The organism is Methylobacterium sp. J-072 (assembly GCF_022829425.1).
Taxonomy (GTDB): Bacteria; Pseudomonadota; Alphaproteobacteria; order Rhizobiales; family Beijerinckiaceae; genus Methylobacterium.
This window is the reverse complement of sequence record NZ_JAKSYK010000075.1, coordinates 43,180-60,519: the sequence shown is the minus strand read 5'-3', so window position 1 is coordinate 60,519 and position 17,340 is coordinate 43,180. Positions and strand designations below refer to the sequence as shown.

Here is a 17,340-nt window from a genome sequence, read left to right as displayed (position 1 = left end):
GGGCAGTGACCGCTGGCATTGGAGTCGCGGGATCGGGGCGCTGACAAGACATCGCGACGAGAAAGACGGCAGCGGCCGGGGGGTATGCCCGGTCGGTGCCGCGGGTCGCCGCGGGGATCGGATCCCGCGCGTACTTGGCCGACACCTGGGTCCCCGCGGCGTCCCGCGTCCCTCGTGCTGGGTCTTCTTGGGCCATGCCCCCGGCGCCTTGAGGCGGGTGGGGACGATGACGCGTTGCCGGAGACGGAGCGTCAAATCCGGCTTCCCGCCAGACCCACTGCGTCGAACAGGATCGGGCTGAATATCCGATACAAAAAAGCATTCGGCCGGGGATCGACCGGGTTTTGTCACACTTGGTTCGCGGAGGAAGACCGGGCCGCCGTTGAGGCGAGGGACGATTGTCGTTAGCGTGCCGGCAGATCGGGAGGATGCACGGCAACCGTGCACGGGATGGATATGGCAAACGCAACCCACGCGACGACTGCGCCCGGCGCCCCCCGCGAGCCCTGGTACAAGGTCCTGTACATCCAGGTCCTGATCGCCATCGTGCTCGGCGTTCTGCTCGGCTGGTACGACCCAGCCACCGGCAAGGCGATGAAGTGGCTCGGCGACGCCTTCATCGCCCTGATCAAGATGATGATCGCGCCGATCATCTTCTGCACCATCGTGCACGGCATCGCGTCGGTCGGCGACCTCAAGAAGGTCGGCCGCGTCGGCGTGAAGGCGCTGGTCTATTTCGAGGTGGTCTCCACCCTGGCGCTGCTGATCGGCGTGCTGGTCGGCGAGGTGATCCGGCCCGGCGCCGGCTTCAACGCCGACCCGTCGAAGCTCGACGCCAGCAAGGTCGCGACCTACGCCAACAAGGCGGCGGCCGATTCCACCGTCGCCCACATCCTGGGGATCATCCCGAAAAGCTTCTTCGATCCCTTCGCCACCGGCGACCTGCTGCAGGTGCTGCTGATTTCGATCCTCACCGGCGTCGTGGTGACGAGCCTCGGCGAGCGCGCCGCCGCGGTGAACAGCGCGATCGACACCGCCGGGCAGATCTTCTTCAAGATCATCGGCATCGTGGTGAAGCTCGCCCCGGTCGGTGCCTTCGGCGCCATGGCGTTCACGATCGGCGAGTACGGCATCCAGAAGGTCTACGACCTCGCCTGGCTGGTCGGCACGTTCTACGTCACCGCGATCCTGTTCGTGCTGGTGGTGCTGGGCAGCATCGCCAAGGTCGCGGGCTTCTCGATCTTCCGCTTCCTCGCCTACATCAAGGACGAGCTGCTGATCGTGGTCGGCACGTCCTCATCGGAGACGGTGCTGCCGCAGCTGATGACCAAGATGCGCCGGCTCGGCGCCTCGGATTCGGTGGTCGGCCTCGTGGTCCCGACGGGTTATTCGTTCAACCTCGACGGCACCAACATCTACATGACGCTGGCCACGCTGTTCCTGGCGCAGGCGGTGGGGGCAGACCTGACCTTCGCGCAATACGCGACGATCATCCTGGTGGCGATGCTGACCTCGAAGGGCGCCTCGGGCGTCACGGGCGCCGGGTTCATCACCCTGGCGGCTACCCTCTCGGCGATCCCCAACAGCCCGGTCCCGGTGGCCGCCATGACCCTGGTGCTCGGCATCGACAAGTTCATGTCCGAGTGCCGCGCGCTCACCAACCTCGTGGGCAACGGCGTCGCCTGCGTGGTGGTCAGCCGCTGGGAGGGCGAGCTCGACATGGTCAAGCTCAACGAGGTCATGGCGCACCCGGTCTCGATCGGCACCGACATCTCCGACCACGCGCCGCAGCCGATGGGGACCGACAGCAAGGTCACCAAGGTCGCCGCGGCGGAGTGATGGCGGCGCCCACCGGACGGGCGCGCCTCGGCATCGATCTCGGCGGCACCAAGATCGCCGGGATCGTGCTCGACTCGACCGGCGCGACCCTGGCCGAGGCCCGGATGCCGGCGCCGCGGGGCGATTACGGCGCTACGCTCGAGGCCCTGGCCGCGCTCGTGGCGCGCCTTGAGGCGGAGGCTGGCGCGCCGTGCAGCGTCGGCATCGGCATGCCGGGCAGCCTGTCGCCGGCGACAGGGCGCGTGCGCAACGCCAATTCCCACTGGCTCAACGGCCATCCGTTCGGCATCGACCTCGCGCAGCGGCTCGACCGGCCGGTGCGGATCGAGAACGACGCCAATTGCCTGGCGGTCTCGGAGGCGGTCGACGGCGCCGGTGCCGGCGCCCGGGTGGTCTGGGCGGTGATCCTCGGCACCGGGGTCGGATCGGGCATCGCCTTCGACGGCCGCGTGCTCACCGGCCGCAACGCGATCGCGGGTGAGTGGGGCCACGGTCCCCTGGCCGGAGCCCAGGCGGACGAGCAGCCCGGGCCGGATTGCTATTGCGGCCGCCGGGGCTGCGTCGAGACCTGGCTGTCCGGCCCGGGGCTCGCGGCCGACCACGCCAGGCGGTACGGCGGGAGCCTCACCGCCGAGGCCATCGTCGCGGCTGCACGGGCCGGCGATGCGGAGGCCCGCGACACGCTCGCGACGCATCTCGACCGGCTCGGCCGCTCCGCCGCCCAGGTGGTCAACCTGCTCGATCCGGACGTCATCGTGATCGGCGGCGGCCTGTCGCGGATCCCGGAGCTCATCGCCGGCCTGCCCGGAGCGATCGCCCCCCACGTCTTCTCCGACGCCTTCGACACGCCGGTGCGGGCAAGCCTGCACGGCGACGCCTCGGGCGTGCGCGGCGCGGCTTGGCTCTGGGACGCGGATTAAACGCCTGACGGGCGGCACGGCCCCGATCGCGCGAGAGCTGCGGGAACTCATCCCGCGCGGGCGCGAAATCCGACCCGCACAACCGTAAGCCGATATCGGCCATCCGGCCCTTCGCTCGACGCACCGCGCATGCATTCGACGCGCGGCCGGCGCCCGCCTTGCAGCTTGCCTCAAGTCAATCCCAAGCATAGCCTTGGGAGGCGACAGAGAATCAATCCAATTTTATGAACCAACGTCCGCAATTTTGGGCCGATTTTCTCTGAAATAAGATCGCAAATACAAAAAATTATAAGACAAATCGTCCGATATTGAGACGGATACAGGGAAGAACATCCGAGACGGGACTCGAATCAGCCTTCGATGTCCTGGATACCCGTGATGCGCGTCCTCCTGGTTTCGTCTGCGTTCAACAGCATGACGCAGCGGTTCTTCGTCGAGCTGTCCGATGCCGGATACGAGGTCGCGGTCGAGATCTTCGGCGGCGACGAGCAGCGCCTGGAAGAGGCATTCGGCGCGTTCCGGCCGGACCTGACCATCGCCCCGTTCCTGACCCGCGCGATCCCGGAGCAGCTCTGGCGCGAATATCTGACACTGATCGTGCATCCGGGCGTCGAGGGTGACCGCGGCGCCTCCGCCCTCGACTGGGCGATCCAGGAGAAGTGGGACCAGTGGGGCGTGACCCTGCTGCAGGCGGAAGCCGAGATGGATGCCGGCCCGATCTGGGCGACGCGCAATTTCCCCCTGCGCCAGGCGCCCAAGAGCAGCGTCTATCGGCGCGAGGCAATCGACGCCGCCGTATCCTGCCTGTGGGAGGCGCTCGCCAATGTCCAGACGCCGGGCTTCCGGCCCCGGCCCCTCGATTACGCCGCCCCGACCGCGCTCGGTCGCCTGCGGCCGTCGATGAAGCAGGCGGACCGCCGGATCGACTGGAGCCGGTGCGAGACGACCGACGTCCTGGCCCGGATCCACGCAGCCGACGGCGTGCCGGGCGTGCTCGACGAGATCTTCGGCCTGCCGGTCTATCTCCATGCCGCCTGCGCGGAGCCGGAACTGCGCGGCGCGCCGGGCCAAGTGATCGCCCGGTCCGAGAGCGGCGCGATCTGCCGGGCGACGATCGACGGCGCGGTCTGGATCGGCCGGCTGAAGCCGAAGCTGGAGGGCGGCGGCGGGATCAAGCGCAGTGCCGTGGACACGCTGGGCGATCGGATCCCGGCCGACTTGCCCGTCGCCGCTCCGGTCGGGCTCGTGCATCCCAACCCGGTCGAGGAGGTGCGGCTCGCGCGCGTCGGCGACATCGTCCATCTGCACTTCGACTTCCACAACGGCGCGATGAGCACACAGCAGTGTCGCCGGCTCCAAGCAACCTTCCGCCAGGCGGCGGAGAGCTCCGCCAAGGTCATCGTGCTGGCGGGCGGCGACGACCTGTTCTCGAACGGCATCCATCTCAATGAGATCGAGGCGAGCGCCGACCCGGCCGCGGAATCCTGGGCCAACATCGTTGCGATGGATGATCTGGTGCGCGAGATCATCACCGCGACCGACACGATCGTCGTCGCAGCTTTCGGCCGCAATGCCGGCGCGGGCGGCGCGATCCTGCCGCTGGCCGCCGATTTCGTGTTGGTCCGGGACAGCGTGGTGCTCAACCCACATTACCGCAACATGGGCTGGCTCTACGGCTCGGAATACTGGACCTATCTGCTGCCCCGCCGGGTCGGCTGGGAGCGCGCCGTCCAGCTCACCGAGGCGTGCCTGCCGATCAGCGGCCGGCGGGCCGCCGAGATCGGGCTGGCCGACGAGGCGATTTCCGGCGACGCCGACGCGTTCGACCGGGCCGTCCAGGCCTTCGCCGCCGGGCAGGCGGAGCGGCACGCCGCGCTCACCGATCGCAAGCGCCTGCAGCGCGCCGAGGACGAGGATCGCCGGCCGCTCGATGCCTATCGCCGGCACGAGCTGACGCAGATGGACCGGAATTTTTACCGGCCGGACGCGCCCTATCATCGTGCTCGCAGCGCCTTCGTCCACAAGCGCCCCGCCTGCTGGTCGCCGGTCTCGGTGCGTATGCTGACCGCGCTGAAACGGCTCGAGACGAACGGGTCGCCGGATGGTGTTCGGGGAGCGGCATTTTAGGAGGCGGCCGAGCCACCGGGCGCCCGCCCCCGCGGCCTGCTGGCGTGGGCGGCGGCACGCCGTACGGAAGCGTGTCCGGCAGACCCCTTGCCGGGGCCGGACGGGCAGGGCAGGAGGGCCGAATCCTCGCCGCGAAGCCCCGATGATCGTCCGTACCCGGCCCAACCTGTTCACCCTGCTGTTCACGATGCAGGGCTCGATTCTGCCGCGGGTGGCCCCAAAACTCGTCGGGATCGTCGCGGTCGCCTGCCTGGTGGTCTGGGCGGAGGCGCGCTGGCCCGCCTTCTTCCCGGTGACCGCCGGGGTCGCGCCGTTCACGCTGGTCGGCCTCGCCCTGTCGATCTTCCTGAGTTTTCGCAACAACGCCTGCTATGAGCGCTGGTGGGAGGCCCGCAAAGCCTGGGGCAGCCTGATCGGCGAGACGCGCAACCTCACCCGCCTGCTGCCGGCCCTGCTGCCGGCCGCCGAGGCGGCGCCGCAGCTGCGCCGCCTGTCGGCCTTCGCGCACGGCCTGCACGCGCGCCTGCGCGGCCTCGACGAGGCCGTGGCGGTGCAGGGGAGGGCGCCGGGGTCGGACCTCTGCGGCCCGAACCCCACCGATTCGGTCCTGGCCGCCCTGACCCGCGACCTCGCCGGGCTGATGCGGGCCGGGCGCCTCACCGACATCCAGTTCGGCCTCTTGGAGGCGCGGATCGAGGCCTTATCCGGGGTGCACACCGCCTGCGAGCGGATCGCCAACACGCCGCTGCCCTTCGCCTATACGCTGCTGGTCTACCGCACCGCCTGGCTCTACTGCCTGCTCCTGCCGGTGGGTCTCACGGGCTCGCTCGGCTGGGCGACACCGGTCGTGGTGGCGCTCGTCGGCTACACCTTCTTCGGTCTCGACGCCCTAGGCGACGAATTGGAAGAGCCCTTCGGAACCGAGCCGAACGACCTGCCCCTCGACGCGATGGTCCGCGCCGTCGACCGCATCGTGCATCACGCACTCGACGAACCGATGCCGGTCCCGCTGGCGCCGGACGGGTACTGGCTGCGGTAGGGCCGGGATCAGCCGTTCCAGCCGCGCAGCACCGGCTCGCTCCGGTCGTGCTCATAGCCAAGGACGCTGACGCTTGCGGTGCCGAGCACCAGCAGCGCGCCGCCTTCCGGCGGCAGGCCGATCCAGCGGGCCGCGAGCACGCGCAGAACATGCGCGCTGGAGAACAGGATCAGGTCGGCATCCAGGGCGCGGATCCGCGCGATGACCCGATCCGCCCGGGCGGCGACAGCGGCCGCATTCTCGCCGCCGGGGCATCCGTCGCGGAACAACCGCCAGCCCGGACGCTCGGCCAGGATCTCCTTCGTGGTCCGGCCCTCGTAGGCGCCGTAATCCCACTCGGCGAGGTCCGGGTCGATGATGCGGTTTTCCCCGAATCCCGCCAAGTCGCAGGTGGTCACCGCCCGGCTCGACGGGCTCGACCAGACCGCCGCATAGGATCCGGCCGCCAGGCGCGGCGCGAGGGCACGGGCCGCCGCCTCGCCCACCGGCGTCAGCGGGATATCGCTGCGCCCGGTATGTTGGCCGGATAGGCTCCAGGCGGTCTCGCCGTGGCGGACCAGGGTGATCTGCGGATGTTTGGTCTCGGACATGCACGCCTCCGGCTGCCTGCCATCAACGCGTCCCGGCCGATCCGGCACCGGGCACCAAGACAACAAGACAATACGCGGGCGCCGCAACATCGCGCTTGCGTCACCGGCGAAACGGACATAAACATATCTTTATGTCTATCGCTGAGAGTCGAACGGCGGGATCAATCCCCTTTCCGGAAGCCCTGGGCGTCCTGCGGGCGGCGGCCGAGGAGACGCGCCTGCGTATCCTGGCGCTGCTCACGGATGGAGAACTGTCGGTCTCAGATCTCACCGACATCCTCGGTCAGTCCCAGCCGCGCATCTCGCGCCATCTGAAGCTTCTGGTCGAAGCCGGACTTGTCGAGCGCCATCGTGAGGGCGCCTGGGCGTTCTTCCGCCTGTCCGAGGCCCGCGCTGGCCTCGCAGACCCGCTCTTGTCCGGGCTCGACCGAAGCACGCCGCCGCTTTCGGAGGATCGCGCCCGCCTCGATGCGGTGCGCACCCAGAGGGCCGAGGCGGCCCAGACCTTCTTCGCGCGGCTCGCACCGAAATGGGACGAGTTGCGCTCCCTGCACGTGCCCGAAGCCACCGTCGAGGCGGCGGTGCTCGACGCCCTGGGCGAGCGCCCCCTCGGCAGCCTGATCGATCTCGGCACCGGCACGGGCAAGATGCTCGGCCTGCTCGCCCCCCGGGCCGCCCGGGCTACGGGGCTCGATTCGAGCCACGCCATGCTGTCCGTCGCCCGAGCCAATCTGGAGCGGCAGGGCCTGTCGCGGGTGGACCTGCGCCAGGGGGACATCCACGCGCCGCCCTTCGCCCGGGCGAGCTTCGACCTGGTGGTGGTGCATCAGGTGCTCCACTATCTCGACGATCCGGCCCGCGCCCTGCGGGGCGCCGCGCGCCTCGTAGCGCCCGGCGGGAGGCTTCTGGTGGTTGATTTCGCGCCGCACGATCTCGAATTCCTGCGGACGAGCCAGGCGCACCGCCGGCTCGGTTTCTCCGCCGACCAAGTCTCACACTGGCTGGCCGAGGCCGGGCTCGCCACGGTCGCGACTTCCGACCTGGTGCCCCGGGAGGCCGGCCAGCTCACCGTCACGCTCTGGCTTGCCCAGGAGGCAGGCCATCAGCAGGCGGGCCTCGGCCGCGACGCCGAACCGCTCCAGTGGGCGGTCGCCTGACCCTGGGTCCGGCGACCTCCGCACACCTAGTCCCCCTTCATCGTCTGAACCGATCGACATAGAGGACGAGACCCGATGCGCCGCTCCACCCACCGCGCCAGCCGCGACGGCTACCACCCGATCCGCGTCTCGATCGAGTTCTTCCCGCCCAAGACCGACGAGATGGAAAAGGTCCTGTGGTCGTCGATCGAGCGGCTGGCCCCGCTCCAGCCGAAATTCGTCTCCGTGACCTACGGGGCCGGCGGCTCGACCCGGGAGCGCACCCACAACACGGTCGCCCGGATGATCCGCGAGACGACCCTCAAGCCGGCCGCGCATCTCACCTGCGTGGACGCCAGCCGCGCGGAGATCGACGCGGTGGTGCAGGCCTACTGGGATGTCGGCGTGCGCCACATCGTGGCCCTGCGCGGCGATCCGGCCAACGGCGTCGGCCATGCCTACAAGCCGCATCCCGAGGGCTACGCCACGACCGCCGAGCTGGTCGAGGGCATCAAGCGCATCGGTGACTTCAAGGTCTCGGTCTCGGCCTATCCCGAGAAGCACCCGGAGGCCGCCTCCCTCGATGCCGACATCGACGCCCTGAAGGCCAAGGTCGATGCCGGCGCCGACCAGGCGATCACCCAGTTCTTCTTCGAGAACGAGGTCTACCTGCGCTACCTCGAGAAGGTCCGGGCGGCCGGGATCACGATCCCGATCATTCCGGGCATCCTGACGGTGCAGAACTTCAAGCAATCGGCCAACTTCGCCCGCCGCACCGGCGCCTCGGTGCCGTACTGGCTGGCTGCCCGGTTCGAGGGTCTGGACAACGACGTGGAGACCCGCCGGCTCGTCGCTGCCGCCGTGGCGGCCGAGCAGGTGCTCGACCTGGTGGACGAGGGCGTCCAGGACTTCCACTTCTACTCTATGAACCGCTCGGACCTCGTCTACGCGATCTGCCACCTGCTGGGCCTGCGCGCGCAGGCGCCGAAGCTGGCGGCGGAAAAGGCGGCGGCCTAGATTCAGCTGTGCCCGCACGGCGCAGCAGGGGGCAGGACGATGGCCGAACCGCAGAACCTGATTCTTCCGCTTCTTCGGGAGATGCGGACCGAGTTGCAGGCCGGCCTCTCCGATGTTTGGTGGCAGTTCGATGCGGTCGATGCGCGCTTCGACAGATTGGAGCGCCAATGCGACGATCTCCGTAAAGCCATGACGGGCGAATCGGTGCTCGGTCGCTACGCGGCCGCGGGGGTCGGGAAGCGTCTCGCCGCGATTGAGGGGCGGCTCGCCGCCCTGGAAAAAGCGGGCTGACCCGGACGATCTCCGGGCCGGTCCAAAACCGAGAATCCCACCCTCCACCTCATCCTGAGGTGCCGCGAAAGCGGCCTCGAAGGAGGGCTCCAGGGCTCGCCTCGACATCTGGAGGGCTCCTTCGAGGCCTCCGCTTCGCTCCGTCACCTCAGGATGAGGTGATCTGACAGGACGCACGATGACCGATTTTGCCCCCGTCGACGGCACTGAGATCGCCACCGCCCTGCGCAGGCGCGCGGCGGAAAAGATCCTCGTCCTCGACGGGGCGATGGGCACGGTGATCCAGCGGCTCGGGCTGACCGAGGCGGATTTCCGGGGCGACCGTTTCAAGGATCATCCGAACGATCAGAAGGGCAACAACGACCTCCTGATCCTGACGCAGCCGGACGCGATCCGGCAGATCCACCTGGATTATTTTTTGGCCGGCGCCGACGTCTGCGAGACCAACACGTTCTCCGGCACCACCATTGCGCAAGGAGATTACGGCCTCGAATCGATCATCCACGACCTGAACCGGGAGGGCGCGCGGCTCGCCCGCGAGGCGGCGCAGCTCGCCGAAAGCCAAGATGGCCGCCGCCGCTTCGTGGCCGGCGCCATCGGCCCGACGAACCGCACGCTCTCGATCTCGCCGGACGTGAACAATCCCGGCTACCGCGCCGTCACCTTCGATCAGGTCAAGACCGCCTACATGGAGCAGGTCCGCGGCCTGATCGCCGGCGGGGCCGAGCTGATCCTGATCGAGACGATCTTCGACACGCTCAACGCCAAGGCGGCGGTGGCCGCCTGCTGGGCGGTGTTCGAGGAGACCGGGATCCGCCTGCCGATCCAGATCTCCGGCACGATCACCGACCTGTCGGGCCGGACCCTGTCGGGCCAGACCCCGGCGGCGTTCTGGAACGCGCTGCGCCATTCCGATCCGCTGACCTTCGGCCTCAACTGCGCGCTCGGCGCCCGCGAGATGCGCGGCCACATCGCCGAGCTATCCCGGATCTGCGACACCCTGGTCTGCGCCTATCCGAATGCCGGCCTGCCCAACGAGTTCGGACTCTACGACGAGAGCCCGGAGGCCATGGGCAAGCTCGTCGGCGAATTCGCCGAATCCGGCTTGGTCAACATGGTCGGCGGCTGCTGCGGCACCACGCCGGACCATATCCGCGCGATCGCTGAGTCGGTCGCCGGCAAGACGCCGCGGCAGATCCCGGAGATCCCGCGCCTGATGCGGCTCTCGGGGCTGGAGCCCTTCGTGCTCACCAAGGAAATCCCGTTCGTGAACGTCGGTGAGCGCACCAACGTCACCGGGTCGGCCAAGTTCAGGAAGCTCATCACCAACGGCGACTACGCCGCCGCCCTGGACGTCGCCCGCGACCAGGTCGCCGCCGGCGCCCAGGTGATCGACATCAACATGGACGAGGGCCTGCTCGACTCGCAGAAGGCGATGGTCGAGTTCCTCAACCTGGTCGCCGCCGAGCCCGACATCGCCCGGGTGCCGGTGATGGTCGATTCCTCGAAGTTCGAGGTGATCGAGGCCGGCCTGAAATGCATCCAGGGCAAGGCGATCGTGAACTCGATCTCCATGAAGGAGGGCGAGGAGAAGTTCATCGAGGCGGCCCGCGTCTGCCGCTCCTACGGCGCCGCCGTGGTGGTGATGGCCTTCGACGAGCAGGGCCAGGCGGATACCTACGAGCGCAAGGTCGAGATCTGCACCAAGGCCTACCGGATCCTGACCGAGCAGGTCGGCTACCCGCCGGAAGACATCATCTTCGATCCCAACATCTTCGCGGTCGCCACCGGCATCGAGGAGCATAACGGCTACGGCGTCGCCTTCATCGAGGCGACCCGCACGATCCGCGAGACCCTGCCGCACGCCCACATCTCGGGCGGCGTCTCGAATCTCAGCTTCGCGTTCCGCGGCAACGAGCCGGTGCGCGAGGCGATGCACGCGGTGTTCCTGTACCACTGCATCCAGGCCGGGATGGACATGGGTATCGTCAATGCCGGCCAGCTCGCCGTCTACGACGAGATCCCGGCGGAGCTGCGCGAGCTGTGCGAGGACGTGGTCCTCAACCGCCGCGACGATTCCACCGAGCGCCTGCTGGAATCGGCCGAGCGCTTCAAGACCGGCGCCTCGGCCCAGGCCAAGACCGCCGACCTGACTTGGCGCGAGGCCCCGGTGGCCAAGCGCATCGAGCACGCCCTGGTCAACGGCATCACCGAGTACATCATCGCCGACACCGAAGAGGCACGGCAGGGCGTCGAGCGGCCGCTCCACGTGATCGAGGGCCCGCTGATGGCCGGCATGAACGTGGTCGGCGACCTGTTCGGCGCCGGCAAGATGTTCCTGCCCCAGGTGGTGAAGTCCGCCCGGGTGATGAAGCAGGCGGTCGCCTATCTCGAGCCGTACATGGAGGAGGAGAAGCGCGCCAATGGCGGCGACGGCAAGCGCCAGGCCGCCGGCAAGGTGCTGATGGCCACCGTGAAGGGCGACGTCCACGATATCGGCAAGAACATCGTCGGCGTCGTGCTGGCCTGCAACAATTACGAGATCATCGATCTCGGCGTCATGGTCCCAGCCGCCAAGATCCTCGACGTGGCCCGCAAGGAGAATGTCGACATCGTCGGCCTGTCCGGCCTGATCACCCCGTCCCTCGACGAGATGGTCCATGTCGCGGGCGAGATGGAGCGCGAGGGGTTCTCCGTGCCGCTGCTGATCGGCGGCGCCACCACCAGCCGCGTCCACACGGCGGTGAAGATCCACCCGGCCTACGCCAAGGGCCAAGCGGTCTACGTCACCGACGCGAGCCGCGCGGTCGGCGTGGTGTCGAGCCTGCTGTCCAAGGAGACCCGCGACACGACGATCGAGAAGGTGCGCGCCGAGTACGCCAAGGTCTCGGCCGCCCATGCCCGCTCGGAGCTCGACAAGCAGCGCCTGCCCCTCACCAAGGCCCGGGCCAACGCCTTCAAGATCGACTGGTCGGGCTACGCGCCGAAGAAGCCGGCCTTCACGGATGCGCGGGTGTTCGGTTCCTACGAGGTCGCCGACCTCGTGCCGTATATCGACTGGACGCCGTTCCTGCAGACCTACGAGTTCAAGGGCCGCTTCCCGGCGATCCTCGACGACCCGGACCAGGGTCCCGCCGCCCGCGCCCTCTACGAGGACGCGCAGGAGATGCTCAAGCAGATCGTGGCGGAGCGCTGGTTCAACCCGAAGGGCGTGATCGGCTTCTGGCCGGCCAACAGCGTCGGCGACGACATCGTGCTCTACACCGGCGAGAGCCGCAGCGACCGGCTGGCGACCTTCCACGGCCTGCGCCAGCAGCTCTCGAAGCGCGACGGCCGGCCGAACACCTGCCTGTCGGATTTCGTCGCCCCGAAGGAGACCGGGATCGCCGATTACGTCGGCGGCTTCGTGGTCACCGCCGGCCTGGAGGAGGTACGGATCGCCGAGCGCTTCGAGCGGGCGAACGACGATTACCGGGCGATCCTGGTGAAGGCGCTCGCCGACCGGATCGCCGAGGCCTTCGCCGAGCGCATGCACGAGCGCGTCCGCCGGGAGTTCTGGGGCTACGCGGCGGACGAGACTTACTCGCCCGCCGAACTGGCGAGCGAGCCCTATGACGGCATCCGCCCGGCCCCGGGTTACCCGTCCCAGCCCGACCACACCGAGAAGACGCAGCTGTTCGATCTGCTGAAGGCCGAGCGGCGGATCGGGGTGAAGCTGACCGAATCCTACGCGATGTGGCCGGGCTCCTCGGTCTCGGGCCTCTACCTGGCGCACCCGCAGGCGCATTATTTCGGCGTCGCCAAGGTCGAGCGCGATCAGGTCGAGGATTACGCCCTGCGCAAGGGCATGGACGTCCGCGAGGTCGAGCGCTGGCTCGGGCCGATCCTGAACTACGACCCGACGCGGTACCTGGCCGAAGCCGCGGAGTAGGGGGCTCGGCCGGCCTCACCTGTGAGGGACGCCTTGCCGCGCCTGAACACCCGCGTCGTCATTCCGGGGCTCGCCGCAGGCGAGAGCCCGGAATCCAGAACCACGGGTGGGATCGGATGATGCACGCGGGTTGTTCAGAACTCGCAAGCTCGGCGGTTCTGGATTCCGGGCTCCGCTGCGCGGCCCCGGAATGACGGCGCGTCTCAGCTCCTTCGGAGCAACCCGGATCAGCAGGTCCCGGCGCCGCGGGTGTTGACGTAGAGCGCGTAGACCGAATGCGAGGCGGTCATCAGCAGCAGGTTGCGGTTGAGGCCGCCGAAGCAGAGGTTGGCGCAGCGTTCGGGCAGGCGGATCCGGCCGATCGGCTTGGCTTGCGGCGACAGGATGAGCACGCCGTCCTCGGCCTCGCTCATGCCCCAGCCGCACCAGAGATTGCCGTCGACATCGACCCGGAACCCGTCCGGCGTGCCGGTGCCGGCGTCGAAGAACACCCGTCCGTTGGCGGTCTTGGTGCCGTTCTCGATCACGTCGTAGACGCGGATCAGGCGATTCGGCTTGGCGCGCGCCTCGATGACGTAGAGCTTGGACTCGTCCGGCGAGAAGGCCAGCCCGTTCGGGCCCGCGATCCCCGCCACCGCGACGCTCGCCTGACCGGTCGCCGGGTCGACCCGGTAGACGTTGCCCGGAAGCTCCGGCGGCGCCATGGCTTCGTGCGGGTTCGGCCCGAAGACCGGGTCGGTGAACCAGACGGCCCCGTCGGAATGGCAGACCACGTCGTTGGGCGAATTCAGCGGCTTGCCGTCGAACCGGTCGAGCAGCGTGGTGATCGCGCCGTCATGCTCGGTCCGGGTGACGCTGCGGGTCTTGTGCTGGCAGGTGACGAGGCGCCCCTGCCGGTCCCGGGTGTTGCCGTTGGCGTAGGAAGACGGTTTGCGGAACACCGTGAGCGCGCCGGAGGCCTCGTCCCAGCGCATGATTCGGTCGTTGACCAAGTCGCTGAACAGCAGCGCGCCCATGTCGCCGAACCAGACCGGCCCCTCGGCCCAGCGCAGGCCGGTGGCGACCCGCTCCACGGTGGCGGAGGCGAGGCGGTACTTGGCGAAGGCCGGGTCGAGCACTTCCACGGCCGGATCGGGCACGCGCAGCGACGGCTCCCATCCGGCCCCGGCCGCCCGCGCGGCCCCGAGCAGGGCCGCGCCCGCGAGCAGGCCCCTGCGTGCGATCATCGCCATGTATCCTCCCGGTTCTTATCAGCCGCCGGCCATCGCCGACGGGCCGCTCTTTCGACGGGCTTCCTTGCGCCGGGCTGGGATCGGGTCCGGCGGGAGGCGCGTGGATCAGTGGATCTCGGGTTCGGGAATGCCGCCCGCACCCTCCAGGAAATCGAAGTCGCAGCCCTCGTGCGCTTGCTTCACGTGCTGGGCGAACAGACGGTTGTAGCCGCGTGGATAAGCCCGGTCCGGCGGCACGAATGCCGCGACGCGTGCGGCGATCTCGGCATCGTCCAGGTGCAGGTGGATGCGCCGCTCGGACACGTCGACCGTGATCAGGTCGCCGTTGCGGACGGCCGCCAGCGGCCCGCCGGCCGCCGATTCCGGCGAGACGTGCAGGATGCAGGCGCCGTAGCTGGTGCCGCTCATGCGGGCGTCCGAGATCCGCAGCATGTCGCGCACGCCCTGCCGGAGCAGGACCTTCGGGATCGGCAGCATGCCCCATTCCGGCATGCCGGGGCCGCCGATCGGGCCGGCATTGCGCAGGACCATGATGTGGTCCGGGGTGACGTCGAGGTCGAGGTCGTTCACCGCGGCGGTCATGGCGTCGTAATTGTCGAACACCAGGGCCGGGCCGGTATGCTTGAGGAAGCGCGGGTCCGCGGCCGGCGGCTTGATCACGCAGCCATGCGGCGCGAGGTTGCCGTAGAGGATCGCGGTACCGCCGAGGGAGACGATCGGCTTGTCCAGCGGGCGGATCACGTCGTCGTTGTAGACACTCATGCCGGCGAGCCCGTCGCCGATGGTGCCGCCGGTGACCGAGCGGGCGTCGAGGTGGAGGAGGGGGGACAGCCGCACCATCAGCGCCCGGATGCCGCCGGCGATGTGGAAATCCTCCATCAGCCACTGGCCCGAGGGCCGCAGGTTGGCGATCACCGGCACCTTCTGGGCGAACTCGTCGAACTCCGCGAGCTTGACCGGGATCCCGGCCCGGCCCGCCATCGCCACCAGGTGGATCATCGCGTTGGTCGAGCCGGCCAGCGCGTTGTGGACCACGAGGGCGTTCTCCACCGAGCGCCGGTCGAGGATGTCGGACGGCTTCAGGTCCTCCCAGATCATCTCGACGATGCGCCGGCCGCAGGCGCTGGCCATGCGCGGATGGTCGGCATCGGCCGCCGGGATCGAGGCTGCGCCAGGCAGCGACAAGCCGAGCGCCTCGGCGATCGACGTCATGGTCGACGCGGTGCCCATGGTCATGCAGGTGCCGAAGGTGCGGGCGATGCCCGCCTCCATGTCGTTCCACTGCTGCGTGGTGATGGTGCCGGCTTCCTTCTCGGCCCAGTATTTCCACACGTCGGAGCCCGAGCCGAGGATCTTGCCGCCGGAATGCCCGCGCATCATCGGCCCGGCCGGCAGGAAGATCATCGGCAGGTTCATCGAGATGCCGCCCATCACCGTGCCCGGCGTGGTCTTGTCGCAACCGCCCATCAGCACCGCCCCATCGACCGGGTGCTGGCGCAGCAACTCCTCCACCTCCATGGCCAGGAGGTTGCGGTAGAGCATCGTGGTCGGCTTGACGAAGTTTTCGGATAGCGAGAGAGCCGGGAGCTCGATCGGGAAGCCGCCCGCCTGCCAGACGCCGCGCTTCACCTGCTCGACCCGCTCGCGGAAGTGGAGATGGCAGGGGTTGATGTCGCTCCAGGTGTTGATGATCCCGACGATCGGCTTGCCGGTGAAATCGGCGCGCTCGTAGCCCATCTGGAGCATGCGCGAGCGGTGGCCGAAGCTGCGCAGGTCGGTGGTGCCGAACCAGCGCTGGCTGCGCAGATCGCCGATGTCTTTCTTGCGTGCGGTCATCAGACGGTCTCCGGTCTCGCGCGTTCGGTCGCGGCAGCCGCCGGCAGGTCCGACGCGAAGCCCGGATCCGCCGCCACGGCCGGCCGGACCGTCAGGAAGGTAATCGTCGCCGAGGCGAGCGCACAGGCTGCCAGGAAGTACAGGCCGGCCTCATAGGTGCCGGTGGCATCCTTCAGCCAGCCCAGGACGTAGGGGCCGACGAAGCCGCCGAGATTGCCGACGGCGTTGATCAGCGCGATGCCCCCGGCCGCGGCCGGTCCCGACAGGAACTCTCCCGGCATCGCCCAGAAGGCGGGCTTGGTGCCGTAGAGGCCGATCGCGGCCACCGACATCGCCGTGAGCGCCCAGAGGCTGCCCAGCATCGGTCCGGCGGCGATCAAACCGAGCATGGCGATCAGGCCGGCGACCACGAAGTGCCAGCGCCGCTCGTCGCGCCGGTCCGACGACCAGCTCCAGGCGATCATGCCCACAGTGCCTATGACGTAGGGGACCGCCGTGGCGAGGCCGGTCTCCCAGTCGGTGAGCTTCAGGCTCTTGAGGATCGGCGGCAGGAAGAAGGTGATGCCGTAGGTCGCCGTGCCGATGCAGAAGTAGATCGATGCGAGGGCGAGCACGCGGCGATCGGTCAGGGCCTGCTTGAGGGTGAAATGCCCGTGCGTCTGGACCGTGCTCCGGCGCTCGGCCTCCAGGGTGTCCTCCAGCCAGGCTCGTTCCTCGGGTGTGAGCCAGGCCGCCTTGGCGGGCCGGTCGGTCATCAGCGCGAGCACGACGAAAGCCAGCAGGATCGAGGGCACCGCCTCCAGGATGAACAGCCATTGCCAGCCGTGCAGGCCGAGCACGCCGTCGAGCTGGAGCAGCGCCCCCGAGATCACCGCCGTGAGGGCGTTCGAGCCCGGCACCGCCAGGAACAGGGCCGCCACCACCCGGGCGCGGTAGCGCCTTGGGAACCAGTAGGTGAAGTACAGGATCATGCCCGGGAAGAAGCCGGCCTCGGCCACGCCGAGCAGGAAGCGCATCGCCAAAAAACTCACCGGGCCGGTGATGAAGGCCATGCTGCCCGCGACCAGGCCCCAGGTGACCATGATCCGGGCGATCCAGAGCCGCGCGCCGTTGCGCTCCAGGAGGACGTTGCTCGGGATCTCGAAGATGACGTAGCCGAGGAAGAAGATGCCCGCGCCCCAGCCGTAGAGGGTCGCCGAGAAGCCGAACTCCCGGTTCAGGCCGAACGAGGCGAAGCCGACATTCGTGCGGTCCATGTAGGCGACGAAGTAGATCACCACGATGAGCGGCAGGAGCCGCCACGAGATCTTGGCGACCGTGTGCCGCTCGATCTCCGGCAGCGCGACCACAGGTATGCCCCCCGACATAGCCCTCTCCCAATC

Annotated in this window: 12 protein-coding genes; 8 read left to right on the top strand and 4 right to left on the bottom strand. The window is 68.9% G+C overall.

From position 1 onward, the window contains the following. The first annotated feature begins 456 nt into the window (after positions 1 to 456). From MKK67_RS07380 to MKK67_RS07365, 4 genes are all read left to right on the top strand, one after another. Positions 457 to 1,839 carry a dicarboxylate/amino acid:cation symporter gene (locus MKK67_RS07380; protein WP_243963132.1) on the top strand — a complete coding sequence of 461 codons (1,383 nt, stop codon included), beginning with the start codon at positions 457 to 459 and terminating at the stop codon, positions 1,837 to 1,839. Further along, positions 1,839 to 2,759, top strand: a complete 921-nt coding sequence (locus MKK67_RS07375) for an ROK family protein (protein ID WP_243963131.1) — start codon at positions 1,839 to 1,841, stop codon at positions 2,757 to 2,759. Before MKK67_RS07380 ends, MKK67_RS07375 begins: the two co-directional genes overlap by 1 nt. A gap of 378 nt (positions 2,760 to 3,137) precedes the next feature. Continuing rightward, positions 3,138 to 4,886, top strand: coding sequence for an enoyl-CoA hydratase-related protein (locus MKK67_RS07370; RefSeq protein WP_243963130.1), 1,749 nt, complete (start codon positions 3,138 to 3,140; stop codon positions 4,884 to 4,886). 142 nt (positions 4,887 to 5,028) lie between these two features. Further along, positions 5,029 to 5,925, top strand: a complete 897-nt coding sequence (locus MKK67_RS07365; protein ID WP_243963128.1) for a bestrophin family protein — start codon at positions 5,029 to 5,031, stop codon at positions 5,923 to 5,925. An 8-nt stretch (positions 5,926 to 5,933) separates the two neighbouring features. On the opposite strand, the gene MKK67_RS07360 is transcribed toward MKK67_RS07365, so the two are convergent. Further along, on the bottom strand, positions 5,934 to 6,515 hold the full coding sequence (locus MKK67_RS07360) for a histidine phosphatase family protein (RefSeq protein WP_243963126.1): 582 nt from the start codon (positions 6,513 to 6,515) through the stop codon (positions 5,934 to 5,936). A 131-nt stretch (positions 6,516 to 6,646) separates the two neighbouring features. Here MKK67_RS07360 and MKK67_RS07355 point away from each other — a divergent pair, with 131 nt between their 5' ends. The 4 genes from MKK67_RS07355 to metH all read left to right on the top strand — a co-directional run bounded on the left by MKK67_RS07355 (position 6,647) and on the right by metH (position 12,890). Continuing rightward, positions 6,647 to 7,672: an ArsR/SmtB family transcription factor gene (locus MKK67_RS07355; protein WP_243963125.1), complete on the top strand. Its 1,026-nt coding sequence runs from the start codon at positions 6,647 to 6,649 to the stop codon at positions 7,670 to 7,672. Positions 7,673 to 7,747: 75 nt separating this feature from the next. Beyond that, positions 7,748 to 8,668: a methylenetetrahydrofolate reductase [NAD(P)H] gene (gene metF, locus MKK67_RS07350; RefSeq protein WP_243963124.1), complete on the top strand. Its 921-nt coding sequence runs from the start codon at positions 7,748 to 7,750 to the stop codon at positions 8,666 to 8,668. 39 nt (positions 8,669 to 8,707) lie between these two features. Further along, positions 8,708 to 8,959, top strand: coding sequence for a hypothetical protein (locus MKK67_RS07345; RefSeq protein WP_243963123.1), 252 nt, complete (start codon positions 8,708 to 8,710; stop codon positions 8,957 to 8,959). 178 nt (positions 8,960 to 9,137) lie between these two features. Beyond that, complete coding sequence (gene metH, locus MKK67_RS07340; RefSeq protein ID WP_243963122.1) at positions 9,138 to 12,890, top strand: methionine synthase; 3,753 nt, start codon at positions 9,138 to 9,140, stop codon at positions 12,888 to 12,890. A 227-nt stretch (positions 12,891 to 13,117) separates the two neighbouring features. On the opposite strand, the gene MKK67_RS07335 is transcribed toward metH, so the two are convergent. The 3 genes from MKK67_RS07335 to MKK67_RS07325 all read right to left on the bottom strand — a co-directional run bounded on the left by MKK67_RS07335 (position 13,118) and on the right by MKK67_RS07325 (position 17,325). Then, positions 13,118 to 14,122 carry an SMP-30/gluconolactonase/LRE family protein gene (locus tag MKK67_RS07335; protein ID WP_243963121.1) on the bottom strand — a complete coding sequence of 335 codons (1,005 nt, stop codon included), beginning with the start codon at positions 14,120 to 14,122 and terminating at the stop codon, positions 13,118 to 13,120. A gap of 105 nt (positions 14,123 to 14,227) precedes the next feature. Continuing rightward, positions 14,228 to 15,958 (bottom strand): L-arabinonate dehydratase, encoded by a 1,731-nt coding sequence (gene araD / locus MKK67_RS07330; RefSeq protein WP_243963120.1) that lies wholly within the window; start codon positions 15,956 to 15,958, stop codon positions 14,228 to 14,230. Beyond that, on the bottom strand, positions 15,958 to 17,325 hold the full coding sequence (locus tag MKK67_RS07325) for an MFS transporter (protein WP_243963118.1): 1,368 nt from the start codon (positions 17,323 to 17,325) through the stop codon (positions 15,958 to 15,960). Before MKK67_RS07325 ends, araD begins: the two co-directional genes overlap by 1 nt. Positions 17,326 to 17,340 lie beyond the last annotated feature (15 nt).